The organism is Inquilinus ginsengisoli (assembly GCF_031453975.1).
In the GTDB taxonomy this organism is placed as follows: Bacteria; Pseudomonadota; Alphaproteobacteria; order DSM-16000; family Inquilinaceae; genus Inquilinus; species Inquilinus ginsengisoli_A.
On sequence record NZ_JAVDPW010000001.1, the window covers coordinates 481572 to 501831 of the forward strand.

The window sequence follows — 20260 nt, forward strand, 5'->3', positions numbered from 1 at the left end:
TCCAGATGGGCGACGGAAAATCCGCGCTGTGGGGCGCGGCCTTGACCTCGATGCTCCTGCTGGCCACGGCGGCCTCGGCCGCCGACTACCGCGAGGCGCCGATGCTGGCGGCCCAGGTCGCGGCCGGCAAGCTGCCGCCGGTGGCGCAGCGGCTGCCGGAGCATCCGCTGGTGGTGACGCCGCTGCAGGCGGTGGGCAAATATGGCGGCACCTGGCGGCAGGGCGTGGTCGGTGGGTCCGACGGCGCGCTGGAGCGGGGCATCGGCTACACAAGGCTGGTGCGCTGGAACCCGGCCTGGACCGCCGTGGTGCCCGACGTCGCCGAATCGGTCGACACCAACGACGACAGCACCGCCTTCACCTTCCACCTGCGCCGCGGCATGAAGTGGTCGGACGGGGCGCCGTTCACCGCCGACGACATCCTGTTCTGGTACCAGGACGTGCTGATGAACAAGGAGCTGACCCCGGCGGTGCCGCGCTGGCTGCAGACCGGCGGCAAGCCGGTGACAGTCGAGAAGCTCGACGCCGAGACCGTGCGCTTCACCTTCAGCAAGCCCAACGGCATGTTCCTGCCGACCATGGCGGCGCAGCTGGGGTCGGACATCCTGGCGGCCTCGCCGCGCCATTACCTCGAGACGTTCCACAAGAAGTACAATCCGGACGGCATCGACGCCCTGGTCAAGGCCGCCGGCGTGCCGAACTGGGTGACCCTGTTCCAGAACAAGACGCAGCAACAGAACGCCAGCCGCTGGCGCGACCTCGGGCGCCCGGTGCTGGACCCCTGGATGCTGACGGTGCCCTACAGCGGCACCACCCAGGTGGTGGCCGAGCGCAACCCCTACTTCTTCGAGGTCGACCCCGAGGGCAACCAGCTGCCCTATATCGACCGCGTCACCTATGACGTGGTCGGCGACACCCAGGGCCTGGTGCTGAAGGCGATCAATGGCGACCTCGACATGCAGTCGCTCGGCCTCGACGGCATCGAGACCCAGGCGGTGCTGGCCCAGCACCGCGAGCAGGGCGGCTACCGCCTGTTCCGGGCGCGGCCGGCCTATTCCAACTCGATGCTGATCTGCCTGAACCAGACGGTGAAGGACGAGAACCTGCAGAAGGTGTTCCAGAACCGCGACTTCCGCGTCGCCCTATCGCTGGCGATCAACCGCGACGAGCTGAACGAGCTGATCTATGCCGGGCTGTCGCGGCCCTACCAGGCGGCGCCGCGGCCGGACATGGCGCTGTACGACGAGACCATGGCCACCCAGTACACCGAATACGATCCGGCCAAGGCCAACCAGCTGCTCGACGCCGCCGGCTTCGACAAGAAGGATTCGGACGGCTTCCGCCTCGGCCCCGACGGCAAGCGCATCTCCTTCGCCATCGATGCCCTGGCCTCGCGCAAATACCATGTCGACGCGCTGGAGCTGATCCGCAAGTACTGGCGCGATGTCGGCATCGACATGCAGGTGAAGGCGATCGAGCAGTCCTTCATCTTCGCCCGCCAGCTGGCCAACGACCAGCAGGGCCTGGTCTGGCTCGGCGGCGGCGGCTACGACTTCCTCGGGCTGCTCGACCCGAAATGGTACTTCCCGGCCGAGAACCAGTCGGCCTTCGGCTCGGCCTGGGGCATCTGGTTCCAGAACCCGAACGACCCCAACGCGATCGAGCCGACCGGCCCCGCCCGCGAGCAGCAGGAGCTGTATGAGGAGCTGAAGGCCCAGCCGACCACCGCCCGCCAGCTCGACGTGATGAAGAAGATCCTGGCCATCACCCGCGACCAGTTCTGGGTGATCGGCACGGTGATGCAGCCGGACAATGTCGGCGTGGTGAAGACCAACATGAAGAACGTGCCCGACGAGATGCCGGACACCGTGTTCTACCTGACGCCGGGGCCGACCAATCCGGAAACCTACTTCTACGAGTGAGACAGGTCTTGCGGGCGCGGCCCGGGACAGCCCGGGCCGCCTGCGAACATCCGAGGCTGTGATGCTCCGTTTCCTGCTGCGCCGACTGGTCTACATGGCGGTGACACTGGCCGCGGTGTCGGTCATCGTCTTCATCGTCATCCAGCTGCCGCCGGGCGACTTCCTGACCAGCTACATCGCCCGTTACTCCGAACAGGGCGGGTCGGTCGACGCCTCGATGCTGGAATCGCTGCGGGCCCAGTACGGGCTGGGCCAGCCCTGGTACGTGCAGTACTGGCGCTGGATCTCGAACATCGTCACCTCAGGCGATTTCGGCCAGTCCTTCGAATGGAACCGCCCGGTCTCCTCGCTGCTGTGGGACCGGCTGGGCATGACCCTACTCTTGTCCTTCATCACCCTGATCGTGACCTGGGGGCTGTCGCTGCCGGTCGGCATCTACAGCGCGGTGCGGCGCTACTCGGCGCTCGACTACATCGTCACCTTCCTCAGCTTCCTCGGCCTGGCGATCCCCAGCTTCCTGCTGGCGCTGGTGCTGATGTTCGTGATGTCGCGCTATCTCGGCGCCGACACCGGCGGCTTCTTCTCGGCCGAATACATCAACGCGCCGTGGAGCTGGGGCAAGCTGGGCGACCTGATGCTGCACCTGTACCTGCCGGTTCTGGTGCTGGCGGTGCACGGCACCGCCTCCCTGGTCCGGATCATGCGGGCCAACCTGCTGGACGAGTTGAACAAGCCCTATGTCACCACCGCCCGGGCGGCGGGGCTGCCGGAGATGACGGTGCTGCTGCGCTATCCCGTCCGGGTCGCGCTCAACCCCTTCGTCTCGACCATCGGCTGGATCCTGCCCAACCTGGTCTCCGGCACCGTCATCGTCGGGGTCGTGCTCAGCCTGCCGACGGCAGGGCCGCTGCTGCTGGGCGCCCTGCTGACCCAGGACATGTACCTCGCCGGGTCCTTCATCCTGATGCTCAGCGCGCTGACCGTGCTCGGCAGCTTCATCTCCGACCTGCTGCTGGCGTGGCTCGACCCGCGCGTGCGGCACGGCTGAGGGGGACGCCATGACCATTGCCGCCGAACCCGGCGCCGTCCCGCGCCGCCGGTCCACCGCCGAGAAGGGCCAGTGGGCGCTGATCTACCGCCGCTTCCGCCGCCACCGCCTGGCGTGGTGGAGCGGGCTGGTGGTGATCGCGATCTACCTGGTCGCGGCCTTCGCCGAGATCATCGCGCCGACCGGGCCCGAGACCTACAATTCGCGCTACACCTACGCGCCGCCGCAGCTGTTGAAATTCGGCGGCCACGACGCCCAGGGCAACTTCGTGCTGGCCTATGTCAACGGCATCAAGAGCACGGTCGACCCGCTGACGGTGCAGCGTGTCTATGTCAGCGACCCCAAGGCGGTGATCCCGGTCGGGCTGTTCGTGAAGGGCGAGCCCTATTACCTCTTGGGCCTGATCCCGTGGGACCGGCACCTGATCGGCCCGGTCGACCCGAAGCAGCCCTTCTACCTCTGGGGTGCCGACCGGCTGGGCCGCGACGTGCTGTCCCTGACCATCCACGGCGCCCGGATCTCGATGTCGATCGGGCTGGTCGGGGTCGGCATCAGCCTGTTCCTCGGCATCCTGCTGGGCGGCCTGTCCGGCTATTGCGGCGGCTGGGTCGACGAGGTGGTGCAGCGGACCATCGACCTCCTCAAGTCGATCCCGACCATCCCGCTGTGGATGGGGCTGGCCGCTGCGATCCCGACCAACATCGCGCCGCTGATGGTCTATTTCTGGATCACGGTGATCCTGTCGCTGATCGGCTGGACCGATTTGGCGCGGGTGGTGCGCGGCCGCTTCCTGGCGCTCAGGACCGAGGATTTCGTGCTGGCCGCCCGGCTGGACGGCTGTTCGCAGCAGCGGGTGATCTGGCGCCACATGGTGCCGTCCTTCACCAGCCACATCATCGCCTCGGTGACGCTGGCGATCCCGGCCATGATCCTGGCCGAAACCTCGCTCAGCTTCCTCGGCATCGGCCTCAAGCCGCCGGTGATCAGCTGGGGCGTGCTGCTGAAGGACGCGCAGAACCTGCTGGCCGTCACCACCGCGCCCTGGCTGTTCATCCCCGGCATCGCCGTCGTGATCGCCGTGCTGGCCCTCAACTTCCTGGGTGATGGGATCCGTGATGCCGCCGACCCCTACAACTGATCCCCGCCCTGTGGCGGCGCCGGACGACGGGATCCTGCTGCGGGTCGAGGACCTGCAGGTGCAGATCGGCACCGATGACGGGATCATCCGCCCGGTCGACGGCATCAGCTTCGAGATGCCGGCCGGCAAGACCCTGTGCATCGTCGGCGAATCCGGATCGGGCAAGAGCCTGACCGGCCGGGCGCTGATGAACCTGCTGCCCGACCGGATGAAGATCACCCGCGGCCGCGTCCTCTACCGCAACGCCGCCGGGCAGCAGGTCGACATCGGCGCGCTGCCGCCGCGCGGGCCGGCGATCCGCGCCATCCGCGGGGCCGAGATCTCGCTGGTGTCGCAGGAGCCGATGGCGGCGCTGTCGCCGGTGCACACCATCGGCCAGCAGATCGAAATCGTGATCCGCCAGCATCTCGGGCTGAACCGCAAGGCGGCGCGGGCCCGGGCGCTGGAGTGCCTGAACGATGTCGGCATCCCGCGCCCGGCGGAACGGCTGGACAGCTACCCCTTCGAGTTCTCCGGCGGCATGCGCCAGCGGGTCTGCATCGCCCTGGCGCTGGCCTGCGGCCCCCGGCTGATCATTGCCGACGAGCCGACCACGGCGCTCGACGTCACCACCCAGGCCAACATCCTCGACCTGTTCAAGAAGCTGCAGGCGGAACACGGCCTGTCGATCCTGTTCATCACCCATGACCTCGGCGTGGTGGCCGATGTCGCCGACCAGGTGGCGGTGATGTATCTCGGCAAGGTGGTCGAGCGCGGGCCGGTCGACGACATCTTCCACGACCCGCGCCACCCCTACACCCAGGCACTGCTGAAATCGGTGCCGACCCTGTCGCGGCAGCGGGTGCACCGGCTGGCGGCGATCCGCGGCATGGTGCCCTCGGCCTTCGCCCGCCCCACCGGCTGCCCCTTCCATCCGCGCTGCGACCACGCCATCCCGGGCGTCTGCGACCAGCGCGAGCCGCCGGACATCGCGCTGGGGGCCGGCCGCACCGCGAGCTGCGTGCTGCTGGAACAGGCCAAGCCCGCCCCGGCCAGGAGCGCCGCCTCCAGGAGTGCCGTGCATGGTTGACCTCGCCCCCGGCAACCTGGTCGAGGTGCGCGACCTCGAGATGGTGTTCGCGCCCCGGGCGAAGCTGTTCGGGTCCGGCAAGGCCCGGCCGGTCCGCGCCGTCGACGGGGTGTCCTTCGACATCCGCCAGGGCGAGACCCTGGGCGTGGTCGGCGAATCCGGCTGCGGCAAGTCGACCGTGACCCGCTGCATCCTGGGCGCCCACAAGCCCAGCGCCGGCACCATCGCCTATCGCGACCCGCAGGGCCGGGCGGTCGACCTGGCGGCCCTGAGCGAGCGGCAGCGGCGGCCCTACTGCACCGATCTGCGCTTCGTGTTCCAGGACCCGCAGGCCTCGCTCGACCCGCGCATGACCGTGGTCGACATCATCAGCGAGGTGCTGCGGGTCAACGGCCTGGCGACCGGGCGCGAGATTCCCGGCATCGTCGCCGGCCTGCTCGAGCGGGTCGGCCTCCAGCCCGAATCCGCCGGCCGCTACCCGCACGCCTTCTCCGGCGGCCAGCGCCAGCGCATCGGCATCGCCCGGGCGCTGGCCACAAGGCCGCGGCTGGTGATCCTGGACGAGGCGGTGTCGGCGCTGGACGTCAGCGTCCGGGCCCAGACCCTGAACCTCTTGAAGGACCTGCAGGAGGAGTTCGGGCTGACCTACCTGTTCGTCAGCCACGACCTCAGCGTCATCCAGTACATCTGCGACCGCGTGGTGGTGATGTATGTCGGCCAGATCGTCGAGAGCGCGCCGATCGACGCGCTCTACATCAGGCCGCGCCACCCCTACACCGAGGCGTTGCTGTCGGCGCTGCCGGTGCCCGACCCGCGGCGCCAGCGGCAGCGCCAGCGCATCCATCTCAAGGGCGAGGTGGCGGACCCCGCCAACCGGCCCTCGGGCTGCGCCTTCCATCCGCGCTGCCGCTTCGCCACCGAGCTGTGCCGCACCACCGCGCCGCCGCTGCAGGAGTTCGGCGGCCACGTCGCCGCCTGCCACTACGCCGCCGACCTCGATCTCCGCGGCGTCCTCTCCGATCCGAACCCACAGGTCGCACATGCCTGACATCATCCGCCGCCACGACAATGGCAACCGGCCGATCCTGAACCACGACCCGCGCATGGCCAGCGTGCATTTCAACCTGGTGCGGCTGGCGCCCGGCGAGGTGTTCGAGACCGCGCTGCCGCGGCATGAGAGCATTGTCGCGGTGCTGTCCGGCACCGTCGACATCACGGTCGACGGCGAAAGCTTCGCCGCCGTGGGCCGCCGCGCCGACATCTGGTCAGGCCCGGCGGATTCGGTCTACGCCCCGGTCGGCAGCGCCATCCGCATCGTCGCCAAGGCGGGGGCGGGCGCAGCCCCGGCCGAGGTCGCGATCGGCGGCGGCGTCAGCACCGAGCGCCACGCCGCCTTCCGCATCCCGCCGGAGGAGGTGGCGATGGTCGATGTCGGCTCGCTGGGCACCCACAGCCACCGCCGCATCTTCCACATCCTCGGCCAGAACGGGCAGGGGCGGACCGGGCGGCTGCTGGTCAGCGAGCTCTACGCCGACGATGGCTGCTGGAACGGCTATCCCCCGCACAGGCACGACACCGACGTGTCGGGCCCGGGCGGCGTGCAGCAGACCGCGCATGACGAGCTGTACCATTTCCGCTACGACCCGCCGACCGGCTTCGGGGCGCAGCTGATCTATGAGGACAGCGGCGAGCCCCAGGCCTTCCTGACCCGCGACGGCGACACCTTCACGGTCGACCGCGGCTACCACCCCACCGTGACCTCGCCCGGCCACCGCGCCTACATCTTCACGGTGATGGTGGGGAAGACGGAGCGCGGCCTGGTGCAGTATTTCGATCCCGCGCACGCCCATCTGATGGACCGGATCCCCGGCATCCAGGCGATGCGGGAGAAGTTCCGATGACCCCTCTGTTCGACCTCACCGGCAAGCGGGCGCTGGTCACCGGCTCCTCCCGCGGCCTCGGCCTGGCGGTCGCCGCCGCGCTCGGCCGGCACGGCGCCACCGTGATCCTGAACGGCCGGGACGAGGCCGGGCTGGCCGCGGCCGTCGCCAAGCTGAAGGGCGAGGGCATCGACGTCCATTCCGCCCGCTTCGACCTGACCGACGCCGAGGCCGCGGGTGCCGCGATCGCTGCGGCGGCGCAGGCCTTCGGGGCGATCGACATCCTGGTCAACAATGCCGGCGTCCAGCTGCGCAAGCCGTTCCTCGACTTCGCGATCGAGGATTGGCGGATGATCCTGGACGTGCACCTGATCGGCAGCGTCGTCGCCGCCAAGGCGGTGCTGCCCGGCATGGTCGAGCGCCAGGCCGGCAAGATCATCAACATCTGCTCGCTGATGAGCGAGCTGGGTCGCGCCAGCATCGCGCCCTATGCCTCGGCCAAGGGCGCGCTCAGGATGCTGACCCGCAACCTCGCGGTCGAATTCGCCCGCCACAACATCCAGGTCAACGGCATCGGTCCGGGCTATTTCGCCACCGAGCTGAACCGCGCCCTGATGGACGACCCGGAGTTCGACGCCTTCGTCAAACGCCGCACCCCCGCGGCCCGCTGGGGCCATCCCGACGAGCTGGGCGGCGCCGCGGTGTTCCTCGCCTCCGCCGCCTCCGACTTCGTCAACGGCCAGATCATCTATGTCGATGGCGGCCTGCTCGCCGCCGTGTAGCCCTGCATTCCCCCCGTCGTCATTGCGAGCGCAGCGAAGCAATCCATGGCGCAGCTCATACGGGCCGATGGATTGCTTCGTCGGCTTCGCCTCCTCGCAATGACGAAGTAGGGAGAGGCGACGCGACGGCGGCCATGGATCTGTGACTCAGCCGCTCCCGAGAGCGGAGACCAAGGAGACGCTTGTGACCGATGCCACCCCGATCCGGGTCGACCTGAACGGCCCCGCCCGCCCGTGGAAGCGCTTCTGGCGCAGCACCGGCTTCTCGCCGGCGGAGCTGCTGCTGGAGCCGGAGATGCGGCAGGCTCTGGCCCATCTCGGCGCCGTGCCCAACCGCGGCATCGAATACCTCCGCGTCCACTACATGCTCGACCTGGTGAAGGCCGACCGGCTCGGCGCCTATGACTGGTCGCTGCTGGACCAGGCGCTGGACACGATCGTCGAACACCGGCTGCGGCCGTTCTTCGAGCTGATGGGCAACCCCGGCAAGCTGTACACCGACTTCAACGAAGATGCGCAGGTGCGCCACTGGCGCGACCTGGTCGAGGCCCTGGCCCGGCGCTGCATCGAGCGCTACGGCGCTGAGGAGGTGCGGACCTGGTATTTCGAGACCTGGAACGAGCCGGACATCTGGTGGAAGCTCGGCGGCGAGGTCGCGTTCAACAACTATTACGACGCCTGCTCGGAAGGGCTGAAGGCGGTCGATCCGGCGCTGCGCCTGGGCGGGCCTGGCGTGGCGCGGCGGGTGCCGCCGATCTTCCGCAGCTTCCTGGCCCATTGCGACACCGGCACTAATTACTTCACCGGCGAGACCGGGGTGCGGCTCGACTTCATCTCGGTGCACGAGAAGGGGGCGGTCAAGCATGCCGAGGACCTGACGCCGGACACGGTCGGCATCTGCCGACACGAGATGGAGGCGGTGAATTACGTCCGCGAGCACCATCCGCGCTTCGCCGGGCTGCCCTTCATCAACAATGAATGCGACCCGCAGATCGGCTGGGAGATCTACCACACCTGGCACGCCATGCCGTATTTCGCCGGGCTGATCGCCAAGGTGATCGACCAGCACCAGCGGCTGCTGGTCGAGGCCGAGGGCGTCGACTACGACATCCTCAGCAACGACAACGGCTTCCTCGGCCGCTGGGGCCAGCGCACCCACCTGGCCTATTTCGGCGCCCGGCAGTTCGACGCGGCCCAGCGCGACTGGGTCACCGACCTCGCGGCGCTGGCCGCCCGGCGCGCCAACCCCGAACCCTTCGATTACGTCAAGAAGCCGGGGCTGACGGTGATGGAGCTGCTGGCTCTGCTGGGCGACAGCCGGGTCGATGCGCCGGGCGCGCTGGACCCCGACCGCACCGGCCTCGGCGTCATCGCCACGCCCTCGGCCGAGGGCGGCGCCGTGCTGCTGTACAACAGCGTCGACCGCATCTGGCGCTCCGGCGCCAGCGCCGTGACGCTGGAGATCGCCGGCCTCGAGCCCGGCCGGCATAGCGTCGGCATCTTCGAGATCGCGCAGGACAAGGGCGACCCGTTCTCGGTCTGGGAAGCCCAGGCCCTCGCCAACGAGTCGAATGCGGACCAGCTGGCGGCGCTGAACCTGCCGAATGCCGAGCAGCTGGCGGCGCTGCGCCAGGCGCAGGAGCCGGCGCTGACGGTGCGCCGGGTCGAGGTCCGGGCCGACGGCCGGCTGGCGCTGGACCTGACCCTGCTGCTGCCCTCGGTGGCGCTGGTGGTGGTGGCGCGGGAAGCGAAGCCGCCGTCGGAGGCGCCAGCCAACCTGCGGCGGCAGGCCTATCGCGGGCTGAACGGCAGCACCAACCAGGTGCTGTTCTGGGACGCGCCGGCGGGCGGCCAAGTCCAGCTGTTCGACGTGCTGTGGGGCGAGGCCGAGGACGGGCCGTTCCAGGTGGTCAACCCGGCCGGCCTGCTGTCGACCATGTACCTGCATGCGGTGCCGTCGCCCGGCGGCTGGTACCGGGTCCGCGCCCGCGACCTGTCCGGCCGCGAAGGGCCGGCTTCGGCGGCGGTGCGGGGCTGATCACGGATGTAGGTTGGGTTCGCCATCGCGAACCCAACATCGCGCCGCCGGGGCCGGTGTTGGGTTCGCAACAACGAACCCAACCTACAGTATCGGCATTATCGATTGCATAAAGGCCACATTTTATTCGTAACGCTTCGCGCCTTTATTGTCATCGTGCGGTGACAATCCCTCCATATCGTCCGCCCACGGCCGATCGCCTCGCAATGTCGGGCCGGTTTCGCGGATCACCACCTTCCCATCCGGCGCGAAGCTCGGACAGACGCGCTTGGCGCCAAGAAATCGGCTGACGACCCGACCTTCAGCCGAGGACAAACCGTGCCCAGGACCGTCGTTTTCGCAGCGCTGTTCGCCGCTGCCGCTGCCCTGATCCAGCCCTCCGCGGCGGAGACCCCGGTGGAGCGGGGGCGCTATCTCGTCAACGGCATCGCCAGTTGCGGCAACTGCCATTCGCCGCAGCAGCCCGAGGGCACGGTGTCCGGGCCGCCGCTCTCCGGCGGCAACGCCATAGCCTCGCCGGCCTTCACGGCCTATCCGCCCAACCTCACGCCGGATCGCGACACCGGGCTCGGCAGCTGGACGGCCGATCAGATCGTCACCGCCATCCGCGAGGGCGTGACCCCCGACGGCAAGGTGCTGCGGCCGCCGATGCCGGTGGCGTTCTACCGCGGGATGTCGGATCGCGACGCCTATGCCATCGCCGCCTATCTCCAGTCCCTCGCGCCGGTGCGCAACCAGGTCCCGGCCTCGTCGTACCGGCAGCCGACGCTGCCGGGATATGGCGGCCCGGTCGGGGCGATCCCCGACCCCGATCCGTCGGACAAGGTCGCCTATGGCCATTACCTCGCGCAGATGGGGCATTGCATGCTGTGCCACACCCCGCGCGACGCGAACGGCCGGATCGACACCAGCCTCCTGGGCGCCGGCGGCGTGCCGGTGGGCGACGCGGGGATCATCACCCCGAACATCACGCCCGACCCGAAATTCGGCATCGGGGCGTGGACCGACGGGCAGATCGCGGACGCCCTGACCAAGGGCGTGCGGCCCGACGGCTCGCATCTCGCGCCGCCGATGCCCTGGCCCTATCTGGCGACGATGAGCGACCAGGATATCGGCGCAATCACCGCCTATCTCCGGACCCTCAAGCCCATCGCGCAATAGAGACCCTTTCAGAAACCCCCGACTCGTCATCCCCGCGAAAGCGGGATCTCGCAGCCTATTGATCCGCGAGAGATTCCCGCTTTCGCGGGAATGACAGCGGAAGGGGGAAGGCCGTTCTGAAAAGTCTCGCAACAGGGAGGGCGGCGGCTGCAGGCCGTCCTTCCAGCGACCGGACCGGTGCACGGCCGGGGCTCCAGCCCCGGCCGTTTCGATTCCGTCCGCCTGCGGAAGTGACTTGCATAATGATAGTAACTGGTCTATATGACGATCATCATTCAACGATAACGCCACGGCAGCGCCATGCAGCACAAGAGCTTTGGCAACATGCAGTGCCCCATCGCCCGCAGCCTGGAACGGGTCGGCGAGTGGTGGAGCATCCTGATCCTGCGGGACGCCTTCTACGGCATGACCCGGTTCGACGAGTTCCAGAAGAGCCTGGACATCGCCCCCAGCATGCTGACCCGGCGCCTGAACGCGCTGGTCGAATCGGGCCTGCTGGAACGCCGCCGCTACAGTGAGAAGCCCCCGCGCGACGAATATGTGCTGACCGCGATCGGCCGGGATTTCCGCCCGGTGGTGTGGTCGCTGGTGGCCTGGGGCAACCGGCATTTCGCCCCGGAAGGCACCAGCGTGCAGCTGGTCGACCGCGAGACCGGCGCCGTGGCCGACCCGGTCCTGGTCGACCGCATCAGCGGCCGGCCGATCGGCCCGCGCGACTTCAAGCCCGCGGCCGGCCCCGCCGCCAATGAGCGGACGCGGGGCCGGCTGGCCCGCGTCGACGCCCCCCGGGTGGAGACGGCGTCATGAACGCCATCGTCCTCGACCGCGACATCACCGCCCCGCCGGCCCAGGTGCAGGCCAGGCCGCGCCCGAAGCTGACGAAGAAGCGCCTGGCGCTGTCGGCGCTGGCCGTGGCGATCGTGCTGGGCGGCGGCTGGTATGGCTATGATTGGTGGACGGTCGGCCGCTTCATCCAGAGCACCGACGACGCCTATGTCGGCGGCGACGTCACGGTGATCGCGCCCAAGGTGGCGGGCTTCGTCGCCCAGCTCGCGGTCACCGACAACCAGGCGGTGCATGCCGGCGACCTGCTGGTCAAGCTGGACGACCGCGACTACCGCGCCGCCCTGGCCAAGGCCGATGCCGCGGTGGCGCAGCAGAACGCGACCCTGGCCAATCTCGATGCCACCTACCGGCTGCAGCAGGCGGTGATCGCCCAGGCCCAGGCCGGCATCGCGGCCTCCGATGCCGAGATCGTCCGCACCCGCGACGACCAGGCCCGCTACCAGCTGCTGTCGGCCAAGTCCTTTGCTTCGGTGCAGACCTTCCAGAAGGCCGATGCCGACTACAAGCAGGCGGTGGCCGACGGCCTGCGGGTGCAGGCGACGCTCGAGGCGGCGCAGCGCCAGCTCGACGTCATCGACACCCAGAAGCAGCAGGCCCGGGCGGCGCTGGCTGCGGCCGTCGCCGACCGCGACACGGCGCAGTTGAACCTCGGCTACACCGAGATCCGGGCGCCGATCGACGGCACCATCGGCAACCGCAGCACCCAGACCGGCGCCTATGCCACGGTCGGGTCGCAGCTGCTGGCGATCGTGCCGGCCACCGGGCTGTGGGTCGACGCCAACTTCAAGGAGAACCAGCTGGCGGCGATGCGCCCGGGCATGGCGGCGACGGTGGTCGCGGACGTCCTGCCGGGCGAGACCTTCCGCGGCCATGTCGCCAGCCTGGCGCCGGCGACGGGCGCCCAGTTCAGCGTGCTGCCGCCGGAGAACGCCACCGGCAACTTCACCAAGATCGTCCAGCGCGTGCCGGTCCGCATCCTCTTGGACGGCGACGCCTCGGTGCTCGGCCGCCTGCGCCCCGGCCTGTCGGTGACGGCCGATGTCGACGAGCGCACGGGAAGCGCCGGGCAATGAGCGCCGCCACCACGCCGATCGACGAGCTGTCGCCGGGCCGTAAGATCTTCGCCTTCGGCGTGATGTGCATCGGCTTCTTCATCGCCCTGCTCGACATCCAGATCGTCTCGGCCTCGCTGCGCGACATCGGCGGCGGCCTGTCCGCCGGTTCGGACGAGACCGCCTGGGTCCAGACCAGCTACCTCATAGCCGAGATCATCGTCATCCCGCTGTCGGGCTGGCTGTCGCGGGTGATGTCGACGCGCTGGCTGTTCAGCGTCTCGGCCGCCGGCTTCACCGTCACCAGCCTGATGTGCGGCTGGGCCTGGGACATCAACAGCATGATCGCGTTCCGGGCGCTGCAGGGCTTCCTCGGCGGCTCGATGATCCCGACCGTGTTCACCGCGGCCTTCGCCTTCTTCAAGGGCCCCAAGGTGGTGGTGGCCGCCGCCACCATCGGCGCGCTGTCGTCGCTGGCGCCCACGCTGGGGCCGACCATCGGCGGCTGGATCACCGACAACTACTCCTGGCACTGGCTGTTCTTCGTCAACCTGGTGCCCGGCATCTTCATCACCGTGGCGGTGCCGCTGCTGGTGCGGATCGACAAGCCCGACCTGTCGCTGCTGCGCGGCGCCGACTATCCCGGCATGGTGCTGATGGCGCTGTTCCTCGGCTGCCTCGAATACACGCTGGAGGAGGGGCCGCGCTGGGACTGGTTCGGCGACGACACCATCCGCGCCACCGCCTGGATCGCAGGCATCAGCGGGATCCTCTTCATCTGGCGCAGCCTGACCTTCGAACGGCCGGTGGTCGACCTGCGGGCATTGAAGAGCCGCAACTTCGCGCTGGGCTGCTTCTTCTCCTTCGTCACCGGCATCGGCCTGTTCTCGACCATCTACCTGACGCCCTTGTTCCTCGGCCGGGTCCGCGGCTTCAGCGCGCTCGAGATCGGCCTGGCCGTGTTCTCGACCGGCGTGTTCCAGGTGATGGCGATCCCGGTCTACACTTGGTGCGCCCGCCGCATCGACCTGCGCTGGCTGCTGATGTTCGGCCTGGCCTGCTTCACCGTGTCGATGTGGAACTTCACCCCGATCACCCATGACTGGGGCTGGCGCGAGCTGCTGCTGCCCCAGGCTCTGCGCGGCTTCTCCCAGCAATTCGCGGTGGCGCCGACGGTGACGCTGACCCTGGGCGGGCTGGCGCCGGACCGGCTGAAGCTGGCCTCCGGCCTGTTCAACCTGATGCGCAATTTGGGCGGCGCCATCGGCATCGCCGGCTGCGCCACCATCCTGAACGACCGCACCAACCTGCACTTCCTGCGCCTGGCCGAAAACCTGACCCCGGCCAACCCGGCGATGACCCAACTGCTGCAGCAGGTCACCGTGGCCCAGACCGCGGCGCTGGGTGGCGACGCCCAGCGCGGCCACCAGGCGGCGCTGCAGCTGCTGTGGTCGCTGACCATGCGCGAAGCCCAGACCCTGACCTATTCCGACGCCTTCATGGTGCTGTTCGCCTGCCTGGCGATCGCCACCGTCACCGTGCCCCTGATGCGCAAGGTTGCGCCCCCCAAAGGACCCTCGGCCGATGCGCATTGATGCTTCCGTGACGGTCGACGCCGCCAGCGGCGCCGCGACAGCGGTCGCGGCGCCGGCTGGGCCCCCGCCCCCGGTCGTCCACAGCGCCCGCACGCTGATGCTGCTGCAGGGGCGGATCGTGCCGACCATCCTGCGGCTGGCCTGGCCGAACGTGCTGGTGATGCTGGCCCAGGCCTCGACCGGGCTGATCGAGACCTGGTGGGTGTCGCATCTCGGCACCGACGCCCTGGCCGGCATGGCCCTGGTGTTCCCCCCGGTCATGCTGATGCAGATGCTGTCGGCCGGCTCCATCGGCGGCGGCATCGCCTCGCTGATCGCCCGGGCGATCGGCGGCGGCCGCCGCGACGAGGCCGACGCGCTGGTGCTGCACGCGGTGGTGATCAACATCGTGCTCGGCCTGGTGTTCGCGACGGTGATGCTGGTGTTCGGCCGGCCGATCTATCGCCTGCTCGGCGGCGGCGGGGGCGAGCTCGAGGCCGCGCTGCTCTACTCCAACGTCGTCTTCGCCGGCTGCGTCCTGCTGTGGCTGATGAACGGGCTGGCCAGCGTGATCCGCGGCACCGGCAACATGCTGGTGCCGGCCCTGGTGACCTGCGGCGGCGTCGTGTTCCTGGTGCCGCTGTCGCCGCTGCTGATCTTCGGCATCGGGCCGTTCCCCGCCCTGGGCATCGCCGGCGGCGGCGTCGCAGTGGTGATCTACTACCTCGCCGGCACCGCGGTGCTGGGCTGGTACATCCTGTCGGGGCGGAACCTGGCGCGGCTGCGCCGGTCGCGCCTGCGCTGGCCGCTGTTCCGCGGCATCCTGGGGATCGGCACGGTCGGCGCCATCACCTCGGTGCAGACCAACATCGCCATCGTCTTCGCCACCTCGCTGGTGGCGGCGACCGCGGGGGTCGACGCCGTCGCCGGCTTCGGCACCGGGGCGCGGCTGGAGTACCTGCTGATCCCGCTGGTCTTCGGCCTCGGCGCGCCGGTGCTGGCGCTGGTCGGCACCAATATCGGCGCTGGCCAGCGCGACCGGGCGCTGCGCATCGCCCTGACCGGCGCGGCCATGGCCTTCGCGGTGACCGAGGCCATCGGACTTGCCGCCGCGATCTGGCCGCAGGCCTGGCTGTCGCTGTTCAGCACCGACGCCCGGATGCTGGAGACCGGCAGCGCCTATCTCCGCATCGTCGGCCCGGCCTATGGCTTCTTCGGCATGGGCCTGTCGCTCTACTTCGCCTCGCAGGGCGCGGGCCGGCTGTTCTGGCCGCTGCTGGGCGGCTGCCTGCGCATCGCCATCGTGCTGGTCGGCGGCTGGCTGGCGCTGCGCCTGACCGGGTCGCTGGACGGGCTGTTCGCGGCGCTGTCGCTCGGCCTGGTCGCCTATGGCGTGCTGCTGCTGGCGGCGATCGGCTCCGGCGCCTGGTTCCGCGGACGGGGAGGCCAGCCATGAGCCGCCCGACCGCCGTCATCGCCGGTGTCGGGGCCGAACTCGGCCTCGGCGCCGCGCTGTGCCGCCGCTTCGCCGCCGAGGGCTACCACGTGCTGGTCGCCGGCCGGTCGCCGGAACGGATCGAGCGGGTGGCCGAGGCGATCCGGCTGACCGGTGGCAGCGCCGAGGTCGCGCTGGTCGAGCTGACCCGCGAGGATCTGGTGGTCCGCCTGTTCGACCGCGCCATGGCGCCGGGCGAGGGGCGCGACCCGGCCGATTTGGTGGTGTTCAACGCCGGCAACAACCAGCGCATCGACTTCCGCGAGATCTCGGCCGACCAGTTCGAGCAGTTCTGGCGGGTGGCCTGCTTCGCCGGCTTCCTGGTCGGGCGCGAGGCGGCGCGGCGGATGGTGCCGCTCGGCCGCGGCACGGTTCTGTTCACCGGCGGCTCGGCCAGCCTGCGCGGCAAGCCGGGCTATGCCCATTTCTCCGCGGCCAAGGCGGGCCTGCGCATGCTCGGCCAGAGCATGGCGCGGGAATACGGGTCGCTGGGTCTCCATGTCGCCCATGTCGTGATCGATGGCGGCATCGACGGCGACCGCCTGCGCCGGGCGCGGCCCGGGGTGGTGGAGGAGCGCGGCGAGGACGGGCTGCTGGGCCTCGACGCCATCGCCGAGACCTATTGGCAGATCCACCGCCAGCCCCGCTCAGCCTGGACCCAGGAGGTCGATCTGCGGCCGTACCGCGAAGGGTTCTGACGCATCTGGATGGATGCGCCGGCCGCCGGAATCGGCGACAACTCTCCGATCGGAGGAGAGGGTGCGATGGCCTGGATTCATCTCGACAGCGCGACGCAGGACGGCACGGTGTTCGACCTGTATGAGCGCGACGGCATCCACATGATCCGGGTGGACGGCTGGGAGCTGATGAACGGCGCGTTCCATCAGTCGGAGGACATCCTGGGCGAACTCGCCGCCCGGCTGGCGCGCAGCCCCGATCCCGACATCCTGGTCGGCGGCCTCGGCCTCGGCTTCACCCTGGCCAGCCTGGTCCGGCACCTCGGCGGGGCCGGGCGGGTGACCGTGGCCGAGCTGTCGGCGGCGGTGATCCGCTGGTTCGACCGCCACACCGGCCGGCGGCTGTTCGATGCGCTGCCCGACCATGTCCGGATCCGCCACGGCGACGTCCTCGCCTTGGCGGGGGAGGGCGCCTGGGACGCCATCGTCCTCGATGTCGACAACGGGCCCCAGCCGCTGTCGGCGGCGGGGAATTCGGCGCTGTACTCTTCCGCCGGGCTGGCGGCCTTCGCGGCCCGGCTGAAACCGGACGGGGTCCTGCTGTTGTGGTCGGCCTTCGAGGATCCGGGCTTCGTCGACCGCGCCCGCGCCGCCGGCTTCGCCGTCACCCGCCGGCCGGTGGCCAGGGCGCCGGATGACGGGCCGTTCCACGTGATCTACGTGCTGTCGCGCTCCGCCATGCCCGACCGCGACCTGGATGGCTTCGGGCTGGAACGGCTGTAGGCAGGCGGCGACCCCCTGGACCATCCGGCCCAGCAGCGTGTACACGCTGGAACAGGCATCGCGATGCGACCGTCGTGATCCATGGTCGCCGGAGGATATGCGTGCCGTCCCTCAGAACAGCTTCCGCCGTCGTCTTGATGCTGGCCCTGGCCGCCTGCGCCGAGCCGCAGACGGTGGAGGGCGTGACCTCCGCCGCCCGCGAGGTCTTCGGCCAGCAGATCGCGCCCTACCAGGACCACCCCTCGGCCGAGATGATCGCCGGGCTCGGGCCGCCCGACCACGAGACCGCCACGCCCGAGGGCGGGCGCAAGCTGGTCTGGGAGCGCCATGACAGCAAGACGGTGAAGGACGCCGAAGCCGTGCCGGTCACCTGCACCGTGACGGCCCTGACCAACGACCGCGACGTGGTGTTCTTCGTCTTCGCCGGCGGCAACACGGTCTACTGCTCCGAGGCCTTCGCCAACAAGCCGGCATAGCCGGGCGCGCTCACCCCGGTTGCGGTGCCGCCCGCCGCCGGGCCAGGACGACCAGCGCGGCCAGGGCGGTGGCGGCCAGCAGCGCCGCCGCGGCCAGGGCGGCGCCCTGATAGGCGGCGGAGAAGGCGCCCCGCGCCGCCGCGGCGACCAGGCCGGAGTCCGGCGCCGCCAGGGATTCCGCCGATATCAGCGCCTCGCCGATCGACCGGCGCGCCGCCGGCACCGCGGCCTCCAACATCGGCGGCAGGGCCATCAGCCGCTGGTACAGCACGGTCATCAGGCTGCCGAACAGGGCGACGCCGAGACCGCCGCCCAGCTCATAGGCCACCTCCTCGACCGAGGCGACGGCGCCGGCCTGGTGCGCCGGGGCGCTGTTCATCACCGTGGTCGAGGCCGCGGTCATCGCCGCCCCCAGCCCGGCGCCGATGGCGATGAAGGCGGCGACCGTGGCCGCCGAGACCTCGCCCGGCGGCAGCAGCCCGACCGCGGCGAAGCCGGCGGCGGACAGGCCCAAGCTGGCGGTGGCGGTGACGCGGAAGCCGAAGCGGTGGGCCAGCCGGCCGGCGAAGGGTGAGGCCAGGAACGACGCCAGCGGCACCGGCGCCAGCCGCAGCCCGGCCTGCAGCGGCGACAGGCCCAGCACCAGCTGCAGCTGCTGGCTCAGCAGCAGCTCGAAGCCGACCACCGCGATCATCGCCACCATGGCCGAGGTGAGGGCGATGGCGATGGCCGGGTTGCGGAACAGGCTGAGGTCGATCATCGGCGCCGCGGCCCGGGCCTGGCGGCGCAGGAAGCCGGCCACCAGCACCGCGCCCACCACCGCGATCGCGGCCGCCAGCCACGGGTCGGCGCCTTCATGCGTGCTCTGCTTCACCGCATAGACCAAGGCCATCACCCCGACCATGGCCATGGCCAGGCCGGGCAGGTCCCAGGGATGGCCGCCGCGGTCGTCGCGCCGGCCCGGCACCAGCCAGGCGGCGAAGGGCAGGGCGACCAGGATGATCGGCACGTTGATCAGGAACACCGCGCCCCAGGAGAAATGCTCCAGCAGCGCGCCGCCGACCACCGGCCCGAAGGCGGCGCCGCCCGAAGCGACGGCGCCCCACACCCCGATCGCCGTCGCCCGTTCGCGCGGGTCGTCGAACACCAGCCGGATGATCGACAGCGTCGCCGGCATCATCATCGCGCCGCCGAAGGCCAGGAAGGCGCGGCCGGCGATCAGCCAGGCCGGGCCGGGGGCGAAGGCGCAGGCGGCCGAGGCCAGGGCGAACAGCCCCAGCCCCAGCAGCAGCATCCGCTTGTGCCCGAAGCGGTCGCCCAGCGTGCCGGCGGCCAGCAGCAGCCCGGCCATCAGCAGCGGGTAGATGTCGATGATCCACAGCAGCTGCGTCGCGCTCGGCCCCAGGGCCAGGGTCAGCGTCGGCACCGCGATGTGCAGCACCGTGGCGTCGATCGCGACCAGCAGCAGGGCGACGGAGACGACGGGCAGGATGGCCCAGCGATTAGGATGGGCAGTCATGGGGTCACACCTGGGGCAAGGCAGCGGCGGATCAGCTGGGGCAGGGCGGCGAGGCCGGCGGCGATGTCATAGGCCGGGTCGGTGGCGATCCGGACGCTGAAGCCGTCGGTCAGGGCCAGCAGCCAGACCGCGGCGGCGTCGCCGTCCAGCGCCGGGTCGGCCTGGCCGCAGGCGGCGGCGCGGCCGATCAGATGGGCCAGCGCGGCGCGGATCTCGCGGTCGCCGCGGTCCAGCACCGCCTGGACCCGCGGGTTGCGCACCGCCTCCGACAGGATCTCCAGCCACAGCCGGTGGCCCGAGGCATCGGCGGTCAGGGTCAGGAACCGCACCAGCAGGGTGGTGATGGCGGCCAGCGGATCGTCGGTGTCCTCCACCGCCCGGAACAGCGCCGCCGTCTCCTCCCGCTCGACGTCGACCAGGGCGCAGATCATCGCCTCCTTGCTCGGGAAGTAGCGGTAGAGGTTGCCGGCGCTCATTCCCGCCGCCTCGCAGATCTCGGCCATGCCGGTGCCGTGGAAGCCGCGCCGGGCGAAGCAGTCGGCGGCGGCCTCCAGGATGCGCTGCTGCTTCTCCTCGCGGCGGGACAGGGGGGCGGCGTCGGGCATGGGTCGGTCTCGGTGAGAATGAACGTTCATTCTCATTTATGGGCGACGAAGAGTCAAGCGATGAGGCGCGGATGCGGTGGCCCCCCTTCGTCATTGCCAGGAGGCGAAGCCGACGAAGCAATCCATGGCGCCGTTATGGGCTGCCCGATGGATGGATTCGCTGCGCCCGCAATGACGGGGGAGGGGGCGGCGTGT

18 protein-coding genes are annotated in these 20260 nt (G+C 70.2%); 16 read left to right on the forward strand and 2 right to left on the reverse strand.

The annotated features are described in order from the left end of the window. Positions 1–5: 5 nt before the first annotated feature. The 16 genes from E9232_RS02235 (at position 6) to E9232_RS02310 (ending at position 17941) form a co-directional block, all read left to right on the forward strand. Positions 6–1922 carry an ABC transporter substrate-binding protein gene (locus E9232_RS02235; protein WP_309791873.1) on the forward strand — a complete coding sequence of 639 codons (1917 nt, stop codon included), beginning with the start codon at positions 6–8 and terminating at the stop codon, positions 1920–1922. Between the two features lie 61 nt (positions 1923–1983). After that, complete coding sequence (locus tag E9232_RS02240) at positions 1984–2970, forward strand: ABC transporter permease (protein ID WP_309791874.1); 987 nt, start codon at positions 1984–1986, stop codon at positions 2968–2970. A gap of 10 nt (positions 2971–2980) precedes the next feature. Then, positions 2981–4108: an ABC transporter permease gene (locus E9232_RS02245; protein WP_309791875.1), complete on the forward strand. Its 1128-nt coding sequence runs from the start codon at positions 2981–2983 to the stop codon at positions 4106–4108. A gap of 10 nt (positions 4109–4118) precedes the next feature. After that, positions 4119–5177: an ABC transporter ATP-binding protein gene (locus E9232_RS02250; protein WP_309791876.1), complete on the forward strand. Its 1059-nt coding sequence runs from the start codon at positions 4119–4121 to the stop codon at positions 5175–5177. Then, positions 5170–6225: an ABC transporter ATP-binding protein gene (locus tag E9232_RS02255; RefSeq protein ID WP_309791877.1), complete on the forward strand. Its 1056-nt coding sequence runs from the start codon at positions 5170–5172 to the stop codon at positions 6223–6225. The genes E9232_RS02250 and E9232_RS02255 overlap by 8 nt, the downstream gene beginning before the upstream one ends. Beyond that, on the forward strand, positions 6218–7078 hold the full coding sequence (locus E9232_RS02260; protein WP_309791879.1) for a 5-deoxy-glucuronate isomerase: 861 nt from the start codon (positions 6218–6220) through the stop codon (positions 7076–7078). Before E9232_RS02255 ends, E9232_RS02260 begins: the two co-directional genes overlap by 8 nt. Beyond that, positions 7075–7839 carry an SDR family oxidoreductase gene (locus tag E9232_RS02265; protein WP_309791880.1) on the forward strand — a complete coding sequence of 255 codons (765 nt, stop codon included), beginning with the start codon at positions 7075–7077 and terminating at the stop codon, positions 7837–7839. The genes E9232_RS02260 and E9232_RS02265 overlap by 4 nt, the downstream gene beginning before the upstream one ends. A gap of 184 nt (positions 7840–8023) precedes the next feature. Further along, positions 8024–9877, forward strand: coding sequence for a GH39 family glycosyl hydrolase (locus E9232_RS02270; RefSeq protein WP_309791881.1), 1854 nt, complete (start codon positions 8024–8026; stop codon positions 9875–9877). A gap of 318 nt (positions 9878–10195) precedes the next feature. Then, complete coding sequence (locus E9232_RS02275; protein ID WP_309791883.1) at positions 10196–11038, forward strand: c-type cytochrome; 843 nt, start codon at positions 10196–10198, stop codon at positions 11036–11038. A 324-nt stretch (positions 11039–11362) separates the two neighbouring features. After that, on the forward strand, positions 11363–11845 hold the full coding sequence (locus E9232_RS02280) for a winged helix-turn-helix transcriptional regulator (RefSeq protein WP_309791884.1): 483 nt from the start codon (positions 11363–11365) through the stop codon (positions 11843–11845). After that, positions 11842–12957 carry an HlyD family secretion protein gene (locus E9232_RS02285; protein WP_309791885.1) on the forward strand — a complete coding sequence of 372 codons (1116 nt, stop codon included), beginning with the start codon at positions 11842–11844 and terminating at the stop codon, positions 12955–12957. Before E9232_RS02280 ends, E9232_RS02285 begins: the two co-directional genes overlap by 4 nt. Then, positions 12954–14531, forward strand: a complete 1578-nt coding sequence (locus tag E9232_RS02290) for a DHA2 family efflux MFS transporter permease subunit (RefSeq protein ID WP_309791886.1) — start codon at positions 12954–12956, stop codon at positions 14529–14531. The genes E9232_RS02285 and E9232_RS02290 overlap by 4 nt, the downstream gene beginning before the upstream one ends. Beyond that, positions 14521–15966, forward strand: coding sequence for an MATE family efflux transporter (locus E9232_RS02295; RefSeq protein ID WP_309791887.1), 1446 nt, complete (start codon positions 14521–14523; stop codon positions 15964–15966). The genes E9232_RS02290 and E9232_RS02295 overlap by 11 nt, the downstream gene beginning before the upstream one ends. Beyond that, positions 15963–16703 (forward strand): SDR family NAD(P)-dependent oxidoreductase, encoded by a 741-nt coding sequence (locus tag E9232_RS02300; protein WP_309791888.1) that lies wholly within the window; start codon positions 15963–15965, stop codon positions 16701–16703. Before E9232_RS02295 ends, E9232_RS02300 begins: the two co-directional genes overlap by 4 nt. 66 nt (positions 16704–16769) lie before the next feature. Further along, entirely contained in the window at positions 16770–17465 is a 696-nt protein-coding gene (locus E9232_RS02305; RefSeq protein ID WP_309791889.1) for a polyamine aminopropyltransferase, read from the forward strand. A 101-nt stretch (positions 17466–17566) separates the two neighbouring features. Further along, positions 17567–17941 (forward strand): hypothetical protein, encoded by a 375-nt coding sequence (locus E9232_RS02310; RefSeq protein WP_309791890.1) that lies wholly within the window; start codon positions 17567–17569, stop codon positions 17939–17941. Between the two features lie 10 nt (positions 17942–17951). Here the strand turns inward: E9232_RS02310 and E9232_RS02315 are convergent, their stop codons facing one another. Continuing rightward, positions 17952–19460, reverse strand: coding sequence for an MFS transporter (locus E9232_RS02315; RefSeq protein ID WP_309791891.1), 1509 nt, complete (start codon positions 19458–19460; stop codon positions 17952–17954). Then, positions 19457–20065 carry a TetR/AcrR family transcriptional regulator gene (locus tag E9232_RS02320; RefSeq protein WP_309791892.1) on the reverse strand — a complete coding sequence of 203 codons (609 nt, stop codon included), beginning with the start codon at positions 20063–20065 and terminating at the stop codon, positions 19457–19459. The genes E9232_RS02315 and E9232_RS02320 overlap by 4 nt, the downstream gene beginning before the upstream one ends. Between the last annotated feature and the right edge of the window lie 195 nt (positions 20066–20260).